This window comes from Methylomonas sp. LWB (assembly GCF_001856095.1).
Classification (GTDB): domain Bacteria; phylum Pseudomonadota; class Gammaproteobacteria; order Methylococcales; family Methylomonadaceae; genus Methylomonas; species Methylomonas koyamae_A.
In genome coordinates, this window is sequence record NZ_MKMC01000034.1 from 409,792 (window position 1) to 432,378 (window position 22,587).

Genomic DNA, 22,587 nt, shown 5'->3' on the forward strand with positions numbered 1-22,587 from the left:
CAGATTAAGGCATAGGCTCAACAGGCCTAACGCATTGACTTAGGCCATAGCGTATACAACTCAACCTTGCCCAAACATCCTCTGTAAAGGGGGTATTTGGGCAAAACTGTCCTCTAGTCGGGTCCGCGTATGCCAATTCGCTACAGCCTTAACCCGCCGGGTTCGTTAATCAATGAACAGAGTTGACGCTCAGAAGCAAAGGCAATAAATCGCCGCGCTGCCGGATATTCAGTTTTAAATATATTTTTCCGGCGTGGTCTTTCACGGTATTTTGCTTAATATGCAGTTTTCGACCAATTTGCTCGAACGATATGCCTTTGGCCAATAACATCGCGACTTCCTTTTGCGTCGGCGACAACGGAAAGTTCCGAACAGCCCTTAATAACTTTAACTCGATTGGCTCACGGTATTTCACGGTGACGCCAATCATATTGTTACTGTCTGAATCGAGATTATTTAACCAATAACCTTTAAAGCTAAAGGCGCCGTAGGGGTTTACGCGATCGAATGCCGGGATGGCGCTCTCTTTGCCGCGATGGATACTGACTAGATCATCAGCTAGTTTCTTTAGATTTTCCAGTAGCCGGTTATTCTGGCGCCTGTCAATCAATGTTCTTGGCGTATCGGCTAACTGTATTAAGCGTTTAGCTTCCGGACATTGATAAATTAACCTCCCCTCCGGATTCATAATTAACATTCCCTGGGATGCGGTGTTTCCATACTCGGTGGCTTGGTTAGGCTTTGCCTGATAGGCGTGCGAAAGATAGGCGATTAAGCTGGTTATTTGATTTCGATCGCCGCTGCTAAAATCGGCCTGATTTTTTGACCGATATAAACCCAACACGCCAACCTGACTGTCGTTAATAGGCACTTTAATCCAGCTCGTGTAATGCATATCGAAGGCTCGATAAATAATATTGTAGACATCGGATTTGTAAAATTGATCATCCACGATACGAGGGTCGTCAAGCGTTGGCGATTGCCGAAACCAATTGGCGACCCGAACGAGTCGCTCCTTGGTATGGTGATCCCTTAATACATTCGGAACAGCGGGCGCCAGATACCCTAAATCGAATCCCGTCAGATGATAAATAGAGCGTAGTTGCTGATCGCATACCGAAAAAGTATTACTATTCGATTGAATAAGATTCGGAATCGCTCGCAGAAACTCAGTCGTGATTAATTCACTACTTAAATTTGAGCAACAAATTTGGCGTAAATAGGCCAATGCGTGACTTTTTCTCATATGACATTCTCTTTTACGATGTGAAAAATTAACTAATATCGCAATGCGATTTAGCTTCCGGCGTTTAATGTAAATCTCAAACTGCGGACTGTCTTGGTAAATAGCGCACAGCCTTAGTGGACACGCGTGCAGTTTCTTGCAGAACATATCCCCAAAGCAAATAAAATCGTTGAATTTAAGCCCGATGCAGAGTTCAGATTATATGCAAGGTAATATTTCACATATTAAATACTCATTCGCACGCGACATAACCACTTAAAATACGCGGGTACTCCGCTAAATTGCTTGCCTATTTCAAGCCGCTAAAATAAATGGTCTTCAAAGCGACTCGTTGTAGCTGTATCTCGGAGGACACTTAGGCCGTTTGAGCGTTTTGGTAGCCCGGCGGCTAACTTGGAAGCTGCGAATAGCCGATATAAGCTTTTCACCGATTCATTGAAATTTGTTATTGCAGAACCAGATAAGTCTTTACCCTTGTCCCACTTATTTCGCTTGATTTAATCGGGGCGGTTTCACATGGTCCAAAGGGGCGTTGATCGAAACGACGCTCCTCTGCGCTTCCCCCGTCATTGACCAACTCAGGGTAAACTTGCGACTTTTATGTGCGAGACCAACCTGGGCGCGTGCCTTAGCCCACTCCACTTTCACGCCTAACGATTCCTAGAACCCAATGCAAGCAAATGCTCAGCGCGAAGATCGATCGATGGCTCCGGCCACGACTTTCGACCGTCACAACAATGCCTCTCAAACCCGGTATCCCGGCTTGTTTTCGAGACACCATCCGATCGGCTACCCGGAAACACGGATTCTTTGGCATAGCAACGTTTCGACTGATCGAATCGACGCAGCGTCGACGATCGAACCCGCCTTGGCGGGTCCCGCCGAGGCTGTAGCGTATGCCGATTTAGCCAAGCCCAACCAACGTCCGGACTTGAATCTCTGGCGACCTTACCCGGCGTTTGGGGGCCGGCGGGCACCAACGCGCTCAGGCCCCGGAGACCTGCGGTTTTGCGCGCGATGAAGGCGAAAATTTGGGCCGCGTTGCTGGCGGTCTATCTGGTGTGGGGCTCGACCTATTTGATGATCCGTTTCGTCGTCGAAACGCTGCCGCCTTTCTTATCGGCGGGCTTTCGCTTCGTCGTTTCCGGTCTGATTTTACTGGCTTGGCGGCGGCTGGCCGGCGATGCCGCGCCGACCGGACGACAGTGGCGTTCGGCCGCTATAGTCGGTACCTTGTTGTTACTCGGCGGTAATGGTTTGGTGTGTTGGGCCGAGCAAACCGTGGCGTCCGGGCTCACCGCGCTGATCATCGGCGCCGTGCCGATGTTTCTGGTGATTGCCGACGCGCTCCGGCCGAACGGCGTCCGACCGACGCTGCGCGTACTCGTTGGCTTGGTCATCGGCTTTTCCGGCATTTATCTGCTGGTCGGACCGACGGCGGATACCGAAAGCATGCCGTTAAACATCTTCGGCGTGGCGGCGTTGCTGTTGGCTAGTTTGCTGTGGGCGATCGGTTCGATCTACAGTAAGAGCGCGGATTTGCCGAAATCGGCCTTGATGACGACCGGCGCGGAAATGCTGAGCGGGGGAATGGCCTTGTTGCTGGTCAGCCTGCTCGGCCAAGAGTGGCACGCTTTCAATCCCGCCGAGGTATCCACCGAGTCATGGCTGGCATTGGCCTACCTGATCGTGTTCGGTTCGATGATCGGTTTCGCCTCTTATGCGTGGTTGTTGCAGAACGCCTCGATCTCACTGGTGGCGACGTATGCCTACGTCAATCCGCTGGTCGCGGTGTTTTTGGGAAATTGGTTCGCCCAAGAGCCGCTGACGCCACGTATTCTAGGCGCGTCTGCGATCATCATCGGCTCTATCGTCTTCATGAATAGCTCGCGTGCTGCGCGGCCGAAACCGCAAGCGGCCCGGCGCGGGGACGACTAATGCACCGTCGTTGGCACTGGTTTTAAAAAACATCGCCGCAAGCTAGCGCTAGCTCGCGTGGGCTTAGCGCTTTCGGTTTACACAGCCCTATGCTGTTTTCGTCTGGACGTCGAGACAAGCGGCTTATTCGAACTGCGGCAACACCTCGGTTTCGGCGCGACCGGCCGCCAGCCATTCTTGCATGGCGGGCTCCGCCAACACGGTTTCGATGTAGTCCCGAGATTCCGGTCCGTGGGGGAGGGCGTAAGCCTGAAAGCGCAACGCGACCGGCGCGAACATCGCATCGGCGATTGTGAAGCGGCCGAACAGCCAAGGTCCTCGCTCTGCGTAGCGTTGCCGGCATTCTCGCCAGATCGCGTCGATCCGCGCCGCGTCGGCCTTCGCGGCGTCTGGCAGCGCTTTGGCGGCCGGTGTCCGGCTGACGTTCATCCCGCAATGTTCGCGCAACGCCATGAAACCGCTGTGCATCTCGGCCGCCAACGCGCGCGCCAGTGCTCGTTCGGCGAAGTCTTCCGGCCAGCCTTGGGTTTGCGGAAATCGCTCGGCCAAATATTCCAAAATCGCCAGAGAATCCCAAATAGGCAGTTCTCCGTCCCATAAAACCGGCACCTTGCCGGCGGCCGAGTAGCGCTGGATTTCGGCTTTCGAGCCCGTCTGGTAAAGCGGGATGCGTACTTCCTGAAATTCGATGTCGTGGTGTCTCAAAAATAGCCAGGGCCGTAGCGACCAGGACGAATATTTCTTATTGCCGATGATTAAGCTCAGACTCATGTCGATTAGCTCCTGACGAACAAAAAGGATCAACGCGGAGCGCTAACGCCGATAATGCGCGTTGACGCGGGTGATTTTGGCATCCTGATCGATTTCCATGACTTCGGCGGCCAGCAAGTCGTTAACGCTACGGTAAACTAGGGTCAGGCTAGCAACGCCGGGCAATGCGTGCAATAGCGTGAACTGCAAATCGGGATATTTGCCTAGGCCGATCCGGAAATAGTCCCGCAAGGCCGGTTTGCCGACTACCGTGCCGCTCGCTTCGCCCAGTAAAGCCTGCGCGAACGGGCTGGTAAACTCGATTGAGTCGGCATAATGGCCTAGGATACGCTCCAGGTCGCGGTCGTTCCAAGCTTGCAACCATTCGGCGGCGAAGCGGTCTGCAAATTCTTCGGTCATTGGGCGTCCCTTGAAGAGAAAGTGCGTGTCGAATCAGTCCGCGACGCTGATGCGTTTATCAAGCGTTACCGCATGGCCGCTAGCTATCCCGTCCGAAACCGTTTCCACACTGCGGGGATTGTATGGTATTCCGGGGCGAAAACCGTCTTCTGCTCGGCAGGCCGGCCAGAGGGCCAAACTGCGGCGAGCGCGCATATTCTACCGATTATTTCAGGTGGCTAGAAGCTCGGGCCAGCCGGCGATACCGCGCCTAGCGAATGTCCGTCCGCCGGCGTAGGACTACCGCAGGAGGGACTTATCATACGTAATACCCTCTGAAATACCATCCCAAGATCGCCGAGCAAACACCCGACACGTCCCATTACCAACGATCCCTCGCGACGACAACTGAAGCCGCCATCCTCAGAAAAACTCGCCGGCCGTCATAGGCCCGGCTCGGACGGCATCGGGTAATTTGATCCGAGAACGCCGCGTTAACCCGCCGGGCTCAGCGCCGCCTGCATTTGCGCGACGCTTTGCGGACGGTGTTCCGGAAACACCGCCATCGCCCAATCGATGGCCTTTAGCAGATATTCCGGGTAACGGCGTTTGAAAGCCTTGACGGCCGGCGGCAAATCGTCTTGCTTGACCCGGTCGGGCGACGACATCGGAATCCGGCAATCCAAACAGGCGCGCATACTGGCGCCCACCGCATACAGGTCGGACCAAGGTCCCAGATTGCCTTGGCTATCGTATTGTTCGATCGGCGAATACCCGTTGGTCAGCACCTTGGCTCGACTGCGTTGCGGCGACAGCGAGATCTTGCGAATCGCGCCGAAATCCAGCAACAGCGGATCGTTGCCGCTACGGATCAAGATGTTGGCGGGCTTGATGTCCAAATGCACCAAGCCCTTTTGATGCACGACTTCGATACCGGTCAGCAATTGCCGAAACACCGTCAAAAGGAACTCCTCGGTGATCGGCAGCATGCGTTTATGGAGAATTTTATCGAGGGTGACGCCGTAGTCGTAGGCCATCACCATGTACACGGTATCGTTGGCCTGAAAGAAGTTGATGACGTCGACGATGTTGTGGTGCTTGAGCATCGCCAACACCTTGGCTTCCTCGAAAAACAAGGCCCTGCCGCGCATGAACAACGCCTTGGCTTCGTCGCTGTTGGGCACGACCACATTGTTCCAGGTGCGGTGGGCCAGCTTGCGCGGCAGGTATTCCTTAATCGCGACTTGTACCTGATCGGCCATTTGCCTGGCCAGATACACCGAACTGAAGCCGCCATGCGCCAATTCCCGCTCGATCATGTACTGATCTATAATGGTGCCCGATTGCAGGTAATTCCACTGCTTAGGATAGGTTTCGGGATCGTAGTATTCGGCCATGGGCAAGCAACGCGGATTGAGGCTCTGGATTATAGGTGAAAAATGATTAGAAGCATGACCGCTTTCGCGGACGGCGAGCTGAGCGCCGACAACCTGACATTATTGTGCGAGCTGCGTTCGGTCAATCACCGCTATAGCGACGTCAGCGTCAAATTGCCGGAACGCTTGCGCTTCGCCGAAGCCGAGGTTCGGCGCCTGATCTCGGAAAAACTCAAACGCGGCAAAATCGAATGCTCGCTCGGCTACAAAAAACAAATTGGCGAACAAAGCTTGCACGTCAACCACGAATTCGTGCGCAAGTTGCTAAGCGTAACCGCCGAAATCGAAACGGCCATGGTCAATCCCCAGCCATTCTCGGCGCTGGAAGTCTTAAGCTTTCCCGGCGTGCAACAGGAAACCGAAATCGACAAGGAAGCCTTGCGCGAGCTTATCCTGCGGTTGCTCAACGCCACACTGGAAAAAATGCTGGATACCCGGGCTCGCGAGGGGACGCAACTGGCACAGTTGATCGACGACCGTTGCCAAAAAATCTCCTTGCTGGTCGAAGCCGCGCACAAACGCATGCCGGATGTCCTGCATAACTTGCGCGGCAAGCTGACCAGCCGGGTCGTCGAAATGGTCGCGGAGCCCAACTTCGACCGTCTGGAACAGGAACTGGTCCTGCTGGCGCAAAAATTGGACGTGGCCGAGGAATTGGACCGTTTGGAAACCCACGTCGCCGAAGTCCAACGCACCCTCAAATTGCCGGAGCCGGCCGGCCGCCGCCTGGACTTCCTGATGCAGGAAATGAACCGCGAGGCCAATACGCTCGGGTCCAAGTCCGCCGACCGGGAAATGACCCAAATCTCTATAGACTTGAAAGTGCTGATCGAACAAATGCGCGAACAAATTCAAAACGTCGAATAAGCCGCCCATTCGGAATTCACATGAGTGTTAACGACACCAAAACCGGCAGCGCCGATCCTACCCTGAAACTAACCTTGCGCCTGATGCACTGCGGCGAAATCGCGATGGGTCCGGGCAAGGCCGATTTGCTTGAAGCTATCCAATCCACCGGTTCGATCAACGCCGCCGGCAAATCGATGAACATGAGCTACCGGCGCGCCTGGCTGCTGGTCGACGTGATGAATCGCAGCTTTATCAAACCGCTGGTTCAAGCCGCCAAGGGCGGTCGGCACGGCGGCGGCGCCAAACTGACGCCGTTCGGCCTGGAAGTGTTGGCAAATTATCGAAAAATGGATCAAGCGGCTAAATCGGCTGCCAGAGCCTACTTGCCGCTGTTCGACGGACTGATGGCCCCCGCCGATTCCGTCAGCCAGGCGGAAACGTTACCGGCGGATGCCGAGACTGAATAATCCGGTACCTGAATTATCGCTAAGGCATCTTCCCGGCCCGAGGGCAAGACCGAGTCGGTTCCGGCAACTTTTAGCCTGCGCGACGCAGCCCTCAGTCTGAAACGCCTCGGCCACCGCAACAAAAACCCAATCAGCGCGTCATGGGTTTGAGGACTTACCCGGCCAGACGCCGCTCCAACCGACCCCGCAAGGTCTCCAGAAACGCTTCGGTCGTTTGATACTGGTCCTCGTTCAAGTTCTCACCATGAATGCACAAAGCCAAATCCTTGGTCATATAGCCTGCTTCGACGGTATCGACGCATACTTTTTCCAGCAAGTCGCAGAAATGAATGAGCTCGGTATTACCATCCAATTTGCCGCGAAACGCCAGGCCGCGCGTCCAGGCGAATATCGAGGCGATCGGGTTGGTCGAGGTCGGTTTGCCCTGTTGATGCATGCGGTAATGGCGGGTGACGGTACCGTGGGCGGCCTCGGCCTCCATGATTTTGCCGTCCGGCGTGACCAACGTCGAGGTCATCAAACCTAGCGACCCGAAGCCTTGAGCGACGGTGTCGGACTGGACGTCGCCGTCGTAGTTCTTGCAGGCCCAGACGAAAGCGCCATTCCATTTCAGCGCCGAGGCGACCATGTCGTCGATCAGTTTGTGTTCGTACACGATGCCCTTAGCCTGAAACAAATCGCGGTATTCAGACTGATAAATGGCTTCGAAAATGTCTTTGAAACGACCGTCGTATTTTTTCAATATCGTGTTTTTAGTGGACAGGTACAGCGGCCAGCCGCGATCCAAGGCCACGTTAAAACAGCTGCGAGCGAATCCGGCAATCGATTCGTCGGTGTTGTACATGGCCAAGGCCACGCCATCGCCGTCGAAGTGGTAGACCTCGAAGCTCTGCTCCGGACTGCCGTCGTCCGGCGTAAAGCTGATTCTTAACTTGCCTTTGCCCTTGGTGACGAAATCGGTAGCGCGGTATTGATCGCCGAACGCGTGCCGGCCGATGCAAATCGGCTGAGTCCAGTTCGGCACCAATCTCGGCACGTTTTTACAGATAATGGGCTCGCGGAACACGGTGCCGTCCAGAATATTGCGAATGGTGCCGTTAGGCGATTTGTACATTTTCTTCAAGCCGAATTCCTCGACTCTGGCCTCGTCGGGTGTGATCGTCGCGCATTTGATACCGACACCGTATTTTTTGACCGCCTGAGCGGCGTCGATGGTCACTTGGTCGTCGGTGGCATCGCGATGCGTGATACTCAGGTCGTAGTATTCGATCGGTAAATCCAGATAAGGCAGTACCAGTTGGTCCTTAATGAAATGCCAGATGATGCGAGTCATTTCGTCGCCGTCGATTTCGACGACCGGCTGATTGACGGTAATTTTCTGCATGGCGGCCTCCGATCGGATGGGTAGAAGCCGCCAGTATAGCCCGCCGCCTCGAGAACCGGTGCGGACAATTCGGTAACTCGAGGGAATCTGATCCGGCTATCCGCGCAAGCCACACCGCGTGCGAGTGCCTGTGTTAGAATCGAAACAATGCAGGAATTAGAGACTTTTAAGCTGATAGAGCGTATCAGCGCCATATTGCGCTCGGAAGAGCGCAAAAAATACGCGGCGATCGGCTTGCAGCCGGTGCATGGCCAAGTGCTGGACTATTTGGCCAAATGCAATCATTACAGCAACACCCACGCGGCTGTCGCGGAATATCTGGGTTTGACCAAGGGTACGGTATCCCAGACCATCCAGATTCTGGAGCGGCGGCATTACTTGGAGAAAACCACCGATGCCGTCGACGGTCGGGTAGTACACCTGACGCTGACCGAAACCGGGTACGCTCTGCTGGAAGACTTGAAACCGCTGGATGTGTTTAAGCACGCCGAAACCCAACTCAGCGAACGCGAGTTCGACACCATAGGTCAGGCCTTGCGAGCCACGTTGAGCGTGTTGCAAAAAGTCAATAATTCCAAAAGTTTTGGGCTGTGCCGCTCTTGTCGACATTTTGCCGTCGAGGCCAACCATTATCATTGCGGCCTCACTGAACAACCGCTGGCGCGCGGCGATACCGAAAAGATTTGCCGCGATCACCAGCCATTTTCCGATCCACACCACGAAGAGTAACCGCCATGTTCGATACCAAGACCATCGATAACCTTGCCGACCGCATCTCTAGCGCTATCCCGCCTGGGCTGCATAATCTGAAGGACGACATGGAGAAAAACATCCATGCCTTGTTGCAAAGCGCCCTGTCCAAGCTCGATTTGGTCAGCCGCGAGGAATTCGAAGTTCAAAAAGCCGTACTGGCCAAAACCCGCGCCAAGCTTGAAGACTTGGAAAAACGCGTTGCCGAGTTGGAGCAGCGGCTTCCCAAAGACTGAACCGATGTCGCTGGCAGTGGTGTACAGCCGGGGGCGCACCGGCATAGACGCCCCGCTGGTCACCGTCGAAGTCGATGTCGCCAACGGCTTGCCGGCCCTAAACATCGTCGGCTTGCCGGAAACCGCCGTCAAGGAAAGCAAGGATAGGGTGAGGGGTGCGATCGTCAATTCGCAATTCGAGTTTCCGATCGCGCGGATCACCGTCAATCTGGCGCCGGCCGATTTGCCCAAGGAAGGCGGCCGTTTCGATCTGGCTATCGCGCTGGGCATTCTGGCGGCGTCCGGCCAAATCCCGAAAACCACGCTTCACCAATACGAATGTATCGGCGAACTGGCACTGGGCGGCGAGTTGCGGCCGATACCCGGCGCGCTACCGGTCGCGATTCACTGCCGCAACGCCGCCAGGCAACTGATTTTGCCGGTGTCCTGCGCCGCCGAAGCCAGTCTGATCCAAGACGCGGCATTGCTGCCTGCCCGCACTTTACTGGAAATCTGCGCCCATCTGACCGGCCGGCAAGCCATCGACTCCGCGTCATACGCATTTGGGCTGCCCACGGCCGCATTCGACATCGATTTTGCCGACGTTCACGGACAATTCCACGTCAAACGCGCGCTGGAAATAGCCGCCGCCGGCGCCCACAATTTATTGATGTTAGGCCCGCCCGGCACCGGCAAGTCGATGTTGGCGGCACGCTTGCCGACGATTTTGCCGGAACTCAGCGAACAGCAAGCGCAGGAAACGGCGGCGATCGCCTCGGTCAGCGACCAGGGTCTGGATGTCGGCCGCTGGCGGCAACCGCCGTTTCGAGCGCCGCACCATACCGCATCCGCCGCGGCGCTAGTCGGCGGCGGCAGCAACCCCAAGCCTGGCGAAATTTCCCTGGCCCATCACGGCGCCTTGTTCCTGGACGAATTACCGGAGTTTGATCGCAAGGTGCTGGAAGTCTTACGTGAACCGTTGGAAACCGGTCATATCACGATTTCCCGCGCGAATCGCCAAGCCGATTTTCCGGCACGGTTTCAGTTGATCGCCGCAATGAACCCTTGTCCTTGCGGCTACTTGGGCGATTCGTCGGGGCGTTGCCGTTGCACCTCTGAGCAAATCGCGCGCTACCGGGCCAGAGTATCGGGCCCGCTACTGGACCGAATCGACATGCACTTGGAAGTCCCCAGGGTACCGATCTCGGTGTTGCGCGAGGGCGCATCGGCCGGCGAGGAACGCAGCCAGATCATTCGCGGGCGCGTGGCGGCGGCCCGAAGCATCGCCTATAGCCGTTGCGGCAAGGCCAATTCGGCATTATCAGCGGCGGAAGTCAAACGCTACTGCCCCCTGACCGACGCAGGCCACCGGCTGCTCGAACAAGCCATGGAAAAGTTCGGACTGTCGCATCGTGCGTACCATCGCATTCTGAAACTGGCCCGCACCATCGCCGACCTGGCCGGTTCCAATACGATCGAAATTCCGCATCTAAGCGAAGCCATCGGCTATCGAAAGCTGGATAGAACTCGAGGCGGGCCAAACTCCGGCGCATAAAAAAGGCGCGTTGCCTCGACAGCAACGCGCCTACAAGCCTAGACCGACGAAGCTTACAGTTTGTCGGCGTTTTTGCTCAAATACTCAGCCACGCCTTGCGGATTGGCGTTCATGCCGGAATCGCCTTTGTTCCAACCGGCGGGGCAAACTTCACCATGCTCTTCGTGGAATTGCAACGCATCGACCATGCGCAACATTTCGTCGAAGTTGCGACCCAGCGGCAAATCGTTAACCACTTGATGGCGCACGACACCTGCTTTGTCGATTAGGAAACTACCGCGAAACGCTACGCCGCCAGCGGATTCGACATCGTAATCTTTGCAGATACTGTGAGTCAGGTCGGCGGCCAGGGTGTAACGAACCGGACCGATACCGCCTTGGTTGACCGGTGTGTTACGCCATGCATTGTGAGTAAAGTGCGAATCGATGGACACGCCAACGACTTCGACACCACGGCTTTTGAACTCGTCGATACGGTGATCCAAAGCGATCAGCTCGCTAGGGCAGACGAAGGTAAAGTCCAGCGGATAGAAGAAAAGTACAGCATATTTGCCGCTCGTGGCTTCAGAAAAACTATAGGAGTCGACGATCTGACCATCGCCCAGAACCGCAGGAACCGTAAAATCGGGGGCTTGCTTACCAACTAAAACACTCATTGAGTTCCTCCAAAATTTTTTAAAAACAAAAGGTTAACAGGGGGGAAACGCCTTTGGGGTAAGGCTGAAGCTTATTCTACACTAAAATACTGGGTATTCACCCAATAATCCAGGCAAATTCTACTTGCAAGATGATGCGATTCGCGCTAACTTGTAGGCAAAAGCTTACACAATTAACAGACAGTCTGCGTGTGTCTGACTTTAAAATTCACCTGCAGACCTTTTGTGAATTTTCTGGTTGGGGTATTAAGTATGGCAAAAGTAAAACACATCACAGAACCCGATGCATTCGGTTTTCAAGTTCGCATCGTTCGGCGCGGCAAGGAGAGCAGCCGTTATTTTTCGCATAAACTTTGGGGTAGCAAAACCAAGTCGCTGAAAGCCGCGATTACTTGGCGCGACCAAATGTTAGTGGTATTAAAAGGCAGCAAGACCCGATTCTTGAAGCCGCCGAAAAACAAAACCACCACCGGCGTAACCGGAGTATCCAGAACCATCAAGTTCGACCATCGCAAGGACAAAAGCTATCTGTGCTATACCGTGTTCTGGGTCAAAGACAGTAAATCCCGCAACAAAACCTTCCAAGTCGGCAACGTCGACACGGTAACCGCCGACGACGAGTTACATGCATTTCGAACCGCCAGACTATTCCGTAGCTGTTACGAACACGCCATCGACCACGATGCCTATTTCGATGACAGCAAGTTCGCGAACTGGAAAAAACTGCGTTTGTACGAAAACGAAATGCTAAACGCGGTCAGCTAAAACGGCCTAGGTTCAGTCGATGCGCATCTGAATGCGCATCGACAAATCGACGGCCTTAATGTTTTTGGTCAAGGCACCAATAGAAATAAAATCCACGCCGGTCTCGGCGACCTCTCGAATATTTTCCAGCGTGATATTACCTGACGCTTCCAATTCCAACTGTCCTTTGTTCTTCGCGACCGCAACCGCCATATCGGCTAGCGAGAAATTATCCAACATAATTCTATCCGGACCGGCTTGCCAAGCCACTTCGAATTCGGCCAAATTTTCGACCTCAACCTCGACCGGCACACCGGCATAAACCCTAGCAGCCGCTATAGCCGCCGGAATCGATCCGGCCGCCAAGATATGGTTCTCTTTAATCAAGACAGCATCGAATAATCCGATTCGATGGTTAACGCAACCTCCGCAAGCCACGGCGTATTTCTGCGCCACTCGTAGTCCGGGTAAAGTCTTGCGGGTATCCAGCACCCGGCAACCAGTACCTTCCACCGCGTCGGCATATTGACGCGCCAGCGTCGCGGTAGCCGACAACGTCTGCAGCAAATTTAACGCGGTCCGTTCGCCGGTCAACAACGCTCTGGCCTGACCGCGGACCTGGCACAGCTCGCCGCCGGCCGGCACCCGGTCGCCGTCGCCGAATTGCCAATCCACAATCACATCCGGCCGCAACTGGCGAAACACCGCATCGAACCAAGCCCTACCGCACAGCACCATGGCATCGCGCGCGACAACGCTGGCAACCGCCTGAGTTTCCGACGGGATCAGCGCAGCGGTCAAATCCCCCGTACCGACATCTTCGGCGAGGTAAGTAGCAATTTCGGAGTCGGAAGGCCCAGTAGTCATTAGAATCGCCAATCGTTTAGACAAAGCCGTTATTATACCCGGCCAATGTGTCGAGACCGGACTACCCGATGATAACTCAACCGCCAGCCAATGAAAGCTCGCTACCGATCAACCATCACTTGCTGCTTTGCGCCAGGCAAGTTCCATCACCGAATCACGACGCTCGCCCGAACCCGACCGACATTTCACTGGTCGTAATCCATTGCATCAGTCTACCGCCCGGCGAATTCGGCGGACCGCACATCGATCGGCTGTTTTGCAACCAATTGAATCCCGACGACCACCCATTTTTCGCCGAAATTCAAACGCTACGGGTTTCCGCGCATTTATTGATAGGCCGAGAAGGCGACATCACCCAGTACGTCCCGTTTAACCGCCGCGCCTGGCACGCTGGGGTTTCGCGATACCGAGACCGCGAGCGCTGCAACGACTTCGCGATAGGCATAGAACTGGAAGGTACCGTGGATAATCCCTACACCGACAAGCAATACTTGAGTTTGGCAGCGACGCTTAAAGCACTGTTAGCCAGCTACCCCAGCTTGTCGTCGGAACGTATCGCCGGCCATAGCGACATTGCCCCGGACCGCAAATCCGACCCTGGGCCATTTTTCGATTGGCGACGCTTGCGGCAGTTGTTAGCGGGGGATTAGCGAAGGATTTGCGGATCGATTCACCGGTGGGATTGCAAGATCGCGCAGCCCATCAACCCGGCTTTACGTCCAAATGCATGGCCTTGATAATGGTCAGCAACTCCTTCTGCTGTTGCTCCAGCGGAGCAAGCTCCGACTCCAACTGAGCGATGCTTTCGGCGACGCTGCCTTTGGATTCGTTGATCTTGCGCAGCATGACCAAACGGCTTTCTATCTGCTTTTTATGATCCTTGATTTGGTGCATCAATGGCGTCAACACGCTGTTGCTCCAAGTCACCGCGTCTTTTTGGGCTTGCTGCAAAATGTTTCTCGCCTTGGCGATCAAGGTACTGTACAGCTTATTCACCACGATGCTTTGCTCGGTCATCGTGGTTCGGGCGCTAGTACGGAACGCTTCGCCTTCCTCGAAAATCTGCTCCAGCTCGAATTGATATTGCTTGATCGAGAACAATTGCGGCTCGATTTCCTTGAAGCCGTATTCGTCCTGGAATTTCTTATGTATGGCTTTAATCAAGCGCCGAGTTTCCTCGGTCATGTCCACCGAGTCCTGTAACAAATCACGCAACTCGTCGAACAGTTTGCGCATATTTTGCTTCATACCGTAGGTCGTCAGACTTTTACTCATATCGTGACGCGTACGCTTGATGATGTCGTCGATTCTTTCCCTGGAAAACGAATCGATCAGCATCTTGGCCTGCACCGCAAACACCTTGCGACTGGCCTGGAAATTCTCGACATTCGCCATGTAGGCGTTTTGCCGGTCGCGAGTTTCCGCCATTAGCTTGCCGGTCATCTCCTGGTTTTCGAAATCCATTTGCTTGAACTCGTCCAGTTGCTTACTGGCATTACTGATTTTGGCTTCCATCAGCTTGGCCGATTCGCTAACCAAAAATCCGATTTCCTTCTCGACCACGCCTTTCAAAATATCCCGGCGCTGATCCAGAATATCGTCGGACAAATAATTTTCCAGCAAATCCAAACGACTCTTGCGCAGTAGTGCTTCGTCGCCCTTGACCTTGGCCAGCAAAGCCTGCTTGGCGGATACCGGAAACACGACATTCCGATCCAGATTCAGAATGGACGCGGAGGTTTCGATCTGCTTGCGTATCGCCGCGTCGTAGCCGACTTCGCCGATCAAATCGTCCCACATCGAGTCGATTTTGTTCATGACGACCGCCAGGCCCTGCCGGCGCGAACCCGCACGGGAACTGCAGACATGGCTCTTCCACATTTCCAGATCGCTCTTGGTGACGCCGGTGTCGGCCGCCAACACGAACACGATGGCCTGAGCGCTGGGCAACATGCTCAAGGTTAGTTCCGGCTCGGTACCCAACGCGTTCAGGCCCGGCGTATCGAGGATACACAAGCCTTCTTTCAACAAAGGATGCGGAAAACTGATCAGCGCGTGGCGCCAGCAAGGCACCTCGACGCTTTCCGGATTAATGATGCCTTGTTCCGCCGCTTCGCGTTCGTTCCATAAGCCCAGCTTGTCAGCCATTTCCCGCGAAATCCGCTTGGTAGCGATCAACTCTTTGAACGCCTCCTGCATCTGGGTGGGTGAATCACAATTCAAGTCGATCTGAGTCCAACGGTCCGGATTACGCTTGTAATCCATCAGCGAGATGTCTTCCAAACGGCTTTCGATATTCAACAAGCGGATATAGCTGCCGCCCTTCTCGTCCCAAAACAATTCGGTCGGCGACATCGTGGTCCGCCCCGGCGAGGACGGCAACAAACGCACGCCGGTCTCGGCAAAAAACAACGCGTTAATCAACTCGGTTTTACCGCGCGAGAATTCCGCGACGAAGGCCAATGTCACCCGATCGTTTTGCAAGCCCTGCAGAATATTTAACAAGGTGTCGGTACTTTGCGGATCGCTGAAGCGATAACGCGTACGCCAGTCCCGGTACATGTCGATAGCCTGAATCAGTTGTTCGCGCCAATGCGCGTACTCATGCAACTGTTCCCTAAATTCCAGATTTCTCATGGCTTGCCTTTGTGCTGACGGTACTCGATTTGAGGGCTGATAGTAAGGGCTAAGTGTAGACCATTCTCCGTGAGAGAGCCCGGCCGCACTTCGGCCTAAAGCCCGTATTGCTCGCGATATTCTCGGATCACCGACAACTTATCGGCATAGTCAGCTTCCCGCTCGATAAATACGACAATGTCCGCCAATGTAATAATGGGCAACACCTGAATACCGAACTGGGATTCCACCTCTTGCACCGCGGATCTCTGATTCTGGCCCTTTTCCTGACGATCCAACGCTATGACCACGCCCTCGGGTTCAGCGCCCGCCGCGCGGATGATGTCGACCGACTCCCTAACCGAGGTGCCTGCCGTGATGACATCGTCCAGAATCCAGACACGGCCTTGCAGGGGAGCGCCGACCAACAATCCGCCTTCGCCGTGATCCTTGGCCTCCTTGCGGTTGAACGTAAACGGGATGTCGCTCTGCATTCTGGCGTAGGCGATTGCCGTCGCACTCACCAACGGAATTCCCTTGTAAGCCGGCCCGTAAAGCACATCGACCGAAACACCCGCGTCTATGATGGCCTGAGCGTAAAACTGGCCCAACCGATCGAGCATCGCTCCGGTATTGAATAATCCGGTATTGAAAAAGTAAGGGCTGCGCCGGCCGGATTTGAGTTGAAAATCGCCGAATTTAAGAACGCCGCAATCCAAGGCGTAACGGATAAACTGGTATTGATAGTCTTGCATGGGCCTATACTAGCGACATAAAACTTGGAATTATACCCGCGCCCTATTCAGGCACGAACTTTTCTAACAACACGTCCAGAAAATCCCAACCGCGCGCCGAACAACGGTAAAAGCCGTCCGCTAGCTCCAGCAAGCCTTCCGCCAGCCCATTCCGCAACGGAGCGGCTAGCGCTTCGCCGGACAAGCCGGTAGCCACCTCGAATTCGCTCAAACGGAAGCCGTCGCGCAAGCGCAAACGATTCATCGCGAACTCCAGCGGTAGTTGGTTCAACTCGATCCGGGATCGGCTGACGGTCCAAGGCTCGCGCAAGTATTGCTCGGGATTTCGCGGTTTCGCGGTGCGGACAATGTTGCTCGGTAAGGCCTGACTGATCTTACCGTGAGCCCCGGCGCCTATTCCTAAATAGTCTCCAAACTGCCAATAGTTGCGGTTATGCCGACACTGATTGGCGGTGGAGGCGTAGGCGGACACCTCGTATTGGCTGTAACCGTGTTCGGCCAGCCAAGCCTGACTACGCTTCTGCGCGGCAAAGATGACCTCGTCGTCCAGCAAGCGGGGCGGAAACTTATGGAAATAAGTATTCGGTTCTAAAGTGAGCTGATAAAACGAGATATGCGCGGGCCGTAAACCGGTTGCCAACCTTACATCGTCGAAGGCTTCGGCCTCGCTCTGTCCCGGCAAGCCAAACATCAAGTCTAAATTGAAATTTTCGAAACCGGCCGCCACCGCGATTTCCACCGCCGTGATCGCTTCCGCCGCCGAGTGAACCCGGCCGAGGGTTTGCAAATGCCGATCTTGAAAGCTTTGAATGCCTATCGACAGGCGATTGATCCCCAGCGCTCGAAATTCGCGGAATTTGCCACTTTCGAAGGTACCGGGGTTGGCCTCCAGCGTGATCTCGCAGTCGACGGCCAGCGACACTAGGCCGCGAACCCCCGCCAGCAAACGATCCAGCATCGGGGGCGAAAACAAGCTGGGAGTGCCTCCGCCCATAAAAATACTGACAACCGCCCGATCCAGGCCAAAGTATTCCACATCCCTTGCCAAATCGCGCAACAACGCCTCGATATACTCTGCTTCAGGAATCGATTCCTTCACCGCATGCGAGTTAAAGTCGCAATAAGGGCATTTGCGGATACACCAGGGGAAGTGAATATACAGACTAAGCGGCGGCAAACGGTTCGACCTCACCAGACGCCGGCATTCGCCATCGAAACCCAAGGCTCTTGCGGCGGTAGGGCACCGCCCTTTTGCAACAATTCTATCGATATTTGATCGGGCGAGCGAATAAACGCCATCCAACCGTCGCGTGGCGGCCGGTTGATCGTCAGGCCTTGGTCCAACAAGCGCCGACAGACCTCGTATATGTCGTCAACCTCGAAGGCCAAATGGCCGAAATTACGGCCTCCAGCATACTCCTCGACATCCCAATTGTACGTCAGCTCCAACAAGGGAGCGTCTTGAGCGCTAGCACTAGCCAGATCGGCCGGGGCAGCCAGATACACCAATGTAAACCGCCCGGCTTCGCTGTCCATTCGCCTAACTTCGCTCAAGCCAAGCTTGGCGCAGTAAAAGTCCAACGACTCTTCCAGGTTGTTTACGCGGACCATCGTGTGCAAATAGCGCATAGCTAATCTCCATCGCAAAACCGCCATTATCGCCGACACCCAGCGGTCTACGACGAAGATTTTACGAGGTATCGCTAATTGGCTTTTCCGTATTGCTCAATCAGCCCAGCGATGGACTCCAGCGGCAACTCTTGCTGAACCGCACCGAGTTTGACCGCTTCCTTGGGCATGCCGTAGACAACGCAAGTCTTTTCGTCCTGGCCGGCGGTACGGGCACCAGCCGCCAACATATCGCGCAAACCGCGAGCACCATCGTCGCCCATCCCGGTCATGATGATACCTAACGCGTTTTTCCCGGCGTATTTCGCCACGGACCGGAACAACACGTCGACCGATGGGCGGTGCCGGTTCACCAACGGACCGTCCTGGACCTCGGCAATGTACTGGGCGCCGCTACGGATTACTGTCATATGCTTACCGCCCGGCGCAATCAACGCCCGGCCCGGAATCACCCGATCGCCACTGACGGCCTCCTTGACTTCGATTTGGCAAATGCCGTTGAGTCTGGCCGCGAAGGCGCCGGTGAATTTCTCAGGCATGTGCTGCACAATCACAATGCCGGGGCTAACCCTCGGCAAATGTGTCAATACCACCTCCAAGGCCTGAGTACCGCCGGTCGATGTGCCTATAGCGACTAGCCTGTCGGTGGTCGCCGCCAGCGCGGAAGGCGCCGATGTCGGCTGGCTGGGTTGATGATGACTTTTAACCGCGGCGGCATGCGATGCCATCGTCATGGCTTTCATCCGCCGCATATCGGTCAACGCCGCCGCTTTGATCGCGTGAACGATATCGCCGCTATCGTCTTCGAGAAAACTCTTTAGTCCCGCTTTCGGTTTGGTAACGATACCCACGGCGCCGGCCGCTAATGCCTGCATCGTGGTTTCCGCGCCTTTTTCGGTCAAGGTTGAGCAGATCACAACCGGCGTGGGACGTACCGACATAATTTTCTTTAGAAACGTGATGCCGTCCATTCTCGGCATCTCGACGTCCAGGACTATCACGTCCGGCCAATCCTGATTCATTTTCGCCATAGCAAATATCGGGTCGGAAGCCGCCCCGATCACGTCGATCTCTTGGCAATGCCCTAAAAAAGCGGTCAGCACTTGCCTGACAACCGCCGAATCATCGACGATCAACACTCGGATTTTGGGTGATGTCATTTGTCGCGCCTGTTTGTGTTAACCTCAGCGGCCCCGCCTCAAACGACGCCGCATTCGAAACCTTGACCGTGACAACCGGGACCTAGAATTTCTCGGGTTTACGGTAAATAGATGGCCGAATCAGTTGCAATTCGGTATTCAAGCCGTTTAAGGACTCGGAATGACTGACGAAAAAATAGCCGCCCGGCTGTAGCGATTTCAGTATCCGCTCCAGTAGGCGTTGTTTGGTTTCAATATCGAAATAAATCATCACGTTCCGCAAAAATATCACCTCGAACCTACCCAAATCCGGCAGGTTACCGATCAAATTGGCGTAATCGAATTTGACATTCCTCCGTAGAGCCGGGTCGATCAATAGAAAACCGTCGTATTCACCCGTGCCTTTCAGGCAATATTTTTTCAACAAGTCAGGCGGGATTTTCTCGGAAGCCTGACTAGGATAAAGGCCTCGCTTGGCTTTATCCAAGATGCGAGTGGAAATATCGGTCCCTAGAATTTCCCACTGCATGCCGCGACCGTATTCCGCTAACAACATCGCTAAAGTATAGGCTTCTTCACCGCTGGAACTCGCCGCGCTCCAAACCCGAAAGCTTCGATATGACGAGTATTGCGGCAAAATGCTGCCGGTGAAAAAATCGAAATGGGCGGGCTCGCGAAAAAAATAAGTTTCGTTGGTCGTCAACAAATCGATGGCGATCACTCTTTCGTTTTCGAAGCCCGGCTTGGTAAAAAGCTTGAAATACTCGGTATAGCTCGACAAATCGTAATAACGCAGGCGCTTTTCCAATCGCCCCATCACCATGACTTGCTTGGATTCATTTAGGACAATTCCGGCATTCTTATACAAATAGTCCTTAATCCACAGAAACTCGTGGTGCTGCAATACCGGAGCATTGCCATAGTGATTTGCCGGTTTGTTCATTACCGTGAATTATTCAGCAAACGCATTTCCGGGGATATGATCGGCGGCTTGTCCCAGCGCCGCCATTTCATCCACCGAGAGCACTTTGTCGACATTCAACAAAATGACGAAACGATTGTCCCGTTTTGCCATCCCATTGATAAAGTCCGGCCGAATACCGGCGCCAAAGCTAGGCGGCGGCTCGATTTCATGCCCGGCAATCTCGACGACCTCGTTCACGGCATCGACGATAATGCCTAAATATTGGCGATTGTCGTCGTTGTCTCCGACCGAGGTTTCCACGATGACAATCCCCGTCCGCTTGGCGATCATGGTAACCCCTTTGCCGAAACGCGCCAGCAAGTCGATCACGGGCACCACGCTGCCGCGCAAGTTAATCACGCCACGAACAAATACGGGCATCATCGGTACTTCCGTTAGGTTTCCGTAATCGATAATTTCCTTGATGTTTAGTATCCCCAAGGCGTAAACCTCACCCCCTAATACAAAGGTCAGGTATTGGCCGGCCGCCGCAAGTTGTTGCCCGACGACCAAGTCCATAGACTGCGAAGATCTTGTTGCCAATGTGCCCATATGCCCTCCTAGAAGCGCTCGAATTGGTTCAAATCGAATTCAGGCTCGTAATTTCCCACGGGCTCCGAAGTTACCATGCTGTGAGTAGGCGTAGTCTTACGCGGCGTCTTGATCACGGCGCGCCTACTGCCACCCTGTTCTCGGTGACCAATTTTGAAGAAACTCATCAAACTCTGCAGTTGCTCCGCCTGCCCAGTCATTTCCTCGGAAGTGGCCGCCAATTGTTCGCTAGCCGCCGCGTTCTGTTGGGTAATCTGGTTCATTTGGTTCACGGCGTTGTTGATTTGGCCGACACCCGCGGACTGCTCGTGCGAGGCAGCCGCGATCTCTTGGACCAGGTCCGAAGTCTTAGCGATGCTGGGCACGATTTCGTCCAACAACTTGCCGGCGCTTTCCGCGGTTTTCACGCTGTTCTCAGCCAATTCGCCAATTTCCTGTGCCGCGACTTGGCTACGTTCCGCCAACTTCCGCACTTCGGCCGCCACCACCGCAAAGCCTTTGCCGTGATCGCCGGCCCTGGCCGCTTCGATCGCGGCATTCAACGCTAACATATTAGTCTGATAGGCAATATCGTCAATGATGCCGATTTTATTGGCGATCTCTTTCATCGCTTCGACAGTATGCTTGACCGCCTCACCGCCCTCCATGGCTTCTTTCGAAGCCTTACCGGCCATACCGTCGGTGACTTTGGCGTTTTCAGCATTCTGATTGATACTGGCCGCCATTTCCTCGATGCTGGCACTGGTTTCCTCGACGCTAGCCGCCTGCTCGCTAGCGGATTGCGATAGCGCTTGCGATGTCGAGCTAATTTGCTCGGAAGCATTGCTTAGCTGGTTCGTCGCATCGACAACTTCGCTGATTGTTTGCGACAACTTGGCAATCGTGTTATTCACAGTATCCTTGAAGTCGGCCAATTGCCCCTTGTAGTCGCCGTTGACGGTACGGGTCAGATCGCCTTGTTCAACCAGTGACAGCACTTCGACCGCTTCGTTGACCGGCAAAATTACTCGATCCAATGTCTCGTTTACGCCTTCAACGATTTTGCGGAAGTCTCCCTGATGTTTGCCCGCATCCGCCCGAGTCGACAACTGCCCCTCCATGGCCGCCTTCGCCAACATGTTGGCATCGGACACCAAAGCGTTAACCGCTTCAATGCAGGTATTCAGGTTGTTTTTAATCGTATTGAAATCGCCGTTGTAACTGTCGGTAATCTTAGCCGGAATGTTGCCTCGGGATATGTTGTCCACATAATCCGCCGCCACGTTCAACGGCCCAATCACCGCATCCAGGGTTTCGTTGACACCTTCGACAATCTTGCGGTAATCGCCTTGGTGCAGGGTCGCATCGGCGCGAGTCGACAGTTTGCCTTCCACCGCCGCTTGCGACAACATCACCGCGTCCGCCACTAACGCATTGACCGCGTCGATACACGTGTTCAAATTATTTTTGATCACATTGAAGTCGCCGTTGTAACTGTCGGTGATTTTCGCCGGGATGGCGCCTTTTGCAATGCGGTCTACATAGTCGGCCGCCACGTTCAACGGCCCAATCACCGCGTCCAGCGTATTGTTTACACCCTGTACGATCTTCCGATAGTCACCTTGGTACTGGCTCGCATCCGCGCGCGTCGCTAACCGACCTTCGATCGCGGCTTTTTCCAAGCTCGCCGCTTCGGC

At 54.6% G+C, this 22,587-nt stretch carries 23 protein-coding genes; 8 read left to right on the plus strand and 15 right to left on the minus strand.

Annotated features, from left to right (window positions below; all coding sequences use genetic code 11):
• Nucleotides 1-169: 169 nt before the first annotated feature.
• On the minus strand, nucleotides 170-1,246 hold the full coding sequence (locus tag BJL95_RS24095; RefSeq protein WP_175463730.1) for a helix-turn-helix transcriptional regulator: 1,077 nt from the start codon (nucleotides 1,244-1,246) through the stop codon (nucleotides 170-172).
• A 1,017-nt stretch (nucleotides 1,247-2,263) separates the two neighbouring features.
• On the opposite strand from BJL95_RS24095, the gene BJL95_RS15635 reads away from it, so the two are divergent.
• Nucleotides 2,264-3,184: an EamA family transporter gene (locus BJL95_RS15635; RefSeq protein ID WP_071159213.1), complete on the plus strand. Its 921-nt coding sequence runs from the start codon at nucleotides 2,264-2,266 to the stop codon at nucleotides 3,182-3,184.
• Nucleotides 3,185-3,307: 123 nt separating this feature from the next.
• Here the strand turns inward: BJL95_RS15635 and BJL95_RS15640 are convergent, their stop codons facing one another.
• The 3 genes from BJL95_RS15640 to BJL95_RS15650 form a co-directional block, all read right to left on the minus strand.
• The gene (locus tag BJL95_RS15640; protein WP_071159215.1) at nucleotides 3,308-3,955 is read right to left on the minus strand and encodes a glutathione S-transferase family protein; all 648 of its coding nucleotides are present in this window, start codon (nucleotides 3,953-3,955) and stop codon (nucleotides 3,308-3,310) included.
• Nucleotides 3,956-3,997: 42 nt separating this feature from the next.
• A complete protein-coding gene (locus BJL95_RS15645; RefSeq protein ID WP_071159217.1) occupies nucleotides 3,998-4,354 on the minus strand; it encodes a nuclear transport factor 2 family protein in 357 nt (118 codons plus the stop codon).
• A 473-nt stretch (nucleotides 4,355-4,827) separates the two neighbouring features.
• Entirely contained in the window at nucleotides 4,828-5,730 is a 903-nt protein-coding gene (locus tag BJL95_RS15650) for a serine/threonine-protein kinase (protein ID WP_071159218.1), read from the minus strand.
• Nucleotides 5,731-5,784: 54 nt separating this feature from the next.
• Between BJL95_RS15650 and BJL95_RS15655 the strand changes: the two genes are divergently transcribed.
• The gene (locus tag BJL95_RS15655; RefSeq protein WP_254786817.1) at nucleotides 5,785-6,636 is read left to right on the plus strand and encodes a YicC/YloC family endoribonuclease; all 852 of its coding nucleotides are present in this window, start codon (nucleotides 5,785-5,787) and stop codon (nucleotides 6,634-6,636) included.
• A gap of 20 nt (nucleotides 6,637-6,656) precedes the next feature.
• Nucleotides 6,657-7,085: a winged helix-turn-helix domain-containing protein gene (locus BJL95_RS15660; RefSeq protein WP_071159222.1), complete on the plus strand. Its 429-nt coding sequence runs from the start codon at nucleotides 6,657-6,659 to the stop codon at nucleotides 7,083-7,085.
• Nucleotides 7,086-7,239: 154 nt separating this feature from the next.
• On the opposite strand, the gene BJL95_RS15665 is transcribed toward BJL95_RS15660, so the two are convergent.
• The gene (locus BJL95_RS15665; protein ID WP_064031393.1) at nucleotides 7,240-8,469 is read right to left on the minus strand and encodes an NADP-dependent isocitrate dehydrogenase; all 1,230 of its coding nucleotides are present in this window, start codon (nucleotides 8,467-8,469) and stop codon (nucleotides 7,240-7,242) included.
• A gap of 147 nt (nucleotides 8,470-8,616) precedes the next feature.
• Here BJL95_RS15665 and BJL95_RS15670 point away from each other — a divergent pair, with 147 nt between their 5' ends.
• The 3 genes from BJL95_RS15670 to BJL95_RS15680 are packed head-to-tail and all read left to right on the plus strand — an operon-like array spanning nucleotide 8,617 to nucleotide 10,989.
• Nucleotides 8,617-9,198 (plus strand): MarR family winged helix-turn-helix transcriptional regulator, encoded by a 582-nt coding sequence (locus tag BJL95_RS15670; protein WP_071159224.1) that lies wholly within the window; start codon nucleotides 8,617-8,619, stop codon nucleotides 9,196-9,198.
• Nucleotides 9,199-9,203: 5 nt separating this feature from the next.
• On the plus strand, nucleotides 9,204-9,455 hold the full coding sequence (locus tag BJL95_RS15675) for an accessory factor UbiK family protein (protein ID WP_071159226.1): 252 nt from the start codon (nucleotides 9,204-9,206) through the stop codon (nucleotides 9,453-9,455).
• A gap of 4 nt (nucleotides 9,456-9,459) precedes the next feature.
• A complete protein-coding gene (locus BJL95_RS15680; RefSeq protein ID WP_071159228.1) occupies nucleotides 9,460-10,989 on the plus strand; it encodes a YifB family Mg chelatase-like AAA ATPase in 1,530 nt (509 codons plus the stop codon).
• 53 nt (nucleotides 10,990-11,042) lie between these two features.
• Here the strand turns inward: BJL95_RS15680 and BJL95_RS15685 are convergent, their stop codons facing one another.
• Nucleotides 11,043-11,645 (minus strand): peroxiredoxin, encoded by a 603-nt coding sequence (locus tag BJL95_RS15685; RefSeq protein WP_064031397.1) that lies wholly within the window; start codon nucleotides 11,643-11,645, stop codon nucleotides 11,043-11,045.
• Nucleotides 11,646-11,897: 252 nt separating this feature from the next.
• Between BJL95_RS15685 and BJL95_RS15690 the strand changes: the two genes are divergently transcribed.
• Nucleotides 11,898-12,410: a hypothetical protein gene (locus tag BJL95_RS15690; protein ID WP_064031398.1), complete on the plus strand. Its 513-nt coding sequence runs from the start codon at nucleotides 11,898-11,900 to the stop codon at nucleotides 12,408-12,410.
• Between the two features lie 12 nt (nucleotides 12,411-12,422).
• On the opposite strand, the gene nadC is transcribed toward BJL95_RS15690, so the two are convergent.
• Nucleotides 12,423-13,256: a carboxylating nicotinate-nucleotide diphosphorylase gene (gene nadC / locus BJL95_RS15695; RefSeq protein WP_071159230.1), complete on the minus strand. Its 834-nt coding sequence runs from the start codon at nucleotides 13,254-13,256 to the stop codon at nucleotides 12,423-12,425.
• Nucleotides 13,257-13,324: 68 nt separating this feature from the next.
• On the opposite strand from nadC, the gene ampD reads away from it, so the two are divergent.
• On the plus strand, nucleotides 13,325-13,906 hold the full coding sequence (gene ampD / locus BJL95_RS15700) for a 1,6-anhydro-N-acetylmuramyl-L-alanine amidase AmpD (protein ID WP_083386075.1): 582 nt from the start codon (nucleotides 13,325-13,327) through the stop codon (nucleotides 13,904-13,906).
• Between the two features lie 52 nt (nucleotides 13,907-13,958).
• Here ampD and BJL95_RS15705 read toward each other — a convergent pair whose 3' ends face one another.
• The 8 genes from BJL95_RS15705 to BJL95_RS15740 form a co-directional block, all read right to left on the minus strand.
• Nucleotides 13,959-15,893, minus strand: a complete 1,935-nt coding sequence (locus BJL95_RS15705; RefSeq protein WP_071159232.1) for a dynamin family protein — start codon at nucleotides 15,891-15,893, stop codon at nucleotides 13,959-13,961.
• A 95-nt stretch (nucleotides 15,894-15,988) separates the two neighbouring features.
• Nucleotides 15,989-16,627: an orotate phosphoribosyltransferase gene (gene pyrE, locus BJL95_RS15710; protein ID WP_071159234.1), complete on the minus strand. Its 639-nt coding sequence runs from the start codon at nucleotides 16,625-16,627 to the stop codon at nucleotides 15,989-15,991.
• 43 nt (nucleotides 16,628-16,670) lie between these two features.
• Nucleotides 16,671-17,804 (minus strand): radical SAM family heme chaperone HemW, encoded by a 1,134-nt coding sequence (gene hemW / locus BJL95_RS15715; protein ID WP_083386083.1) that lies wholly within the window; start codon nucleotides 17,802-17,804, stop codon nucleotides 16,671-16,673.
• Between the two features lie 11 nt (nucleotides 17,805-17,815).
• Entirely contained in the window at nucleotides 17,816-18,256 is a 441-nt protein-coding gene (locus BJL95_RS15720; RefSeq protein ID WP_071159236.1) for a VOC family protein, read from the minus strand.
• 74 nt (nucleotides 18,257-18,330) lie between these two features.
• Nucleotides 18,331-19,416 carry a chemotaxis response regulator protein-glutamate methylesterase gene (locus BJL95_RS15725; RefSeq protein ID WP_071159238.1) on the minus strand — a complete coding sequence of 362 codons (1,086 nt, stop codon included), beginning with the start codon at nucleotides 19,414-19,416 and terminating at the stop codon, nucleotides 18,331-18,333.
• Nucleotides 19,417-19,498: 82 nt separating this feature from the next.
• A complete protein-coding gene (locus BJL95_RS15730; RefSeq protein ID WP_064031404.1) occupies nucleotides 19,499-20,338 on the minus strand; it encodes a protein-glutamate O-methyltransferase CheR in 840 nt (279 codons plus the stop codon).
• A 9-nt stretch (nucleotides 20,339-20,347) separates the two neighbouring features.
• On the minus strand, nucleotides 20,348-20,878 hold the full coding sequence (locus BJL95_RS15735) for a chemotaxis protein CheW (protein WP_139306283.1): 531 nt from the start codon (nucleotides 20,876-20,878) through the stop codon (nucleotides 20,348-20,350).
• A 41-nt stretch (nucleotides 20,879-20,919) separates the two neighbouring features.
• A partial coding sequence (locus BJL95_RS15740; protein WP_139306284.1) for a methyl-accepting chemotaxis protein occupies nucleotides 20,920-22,587 on the minus strand: 1,668 nt, incomplete at its 5' end.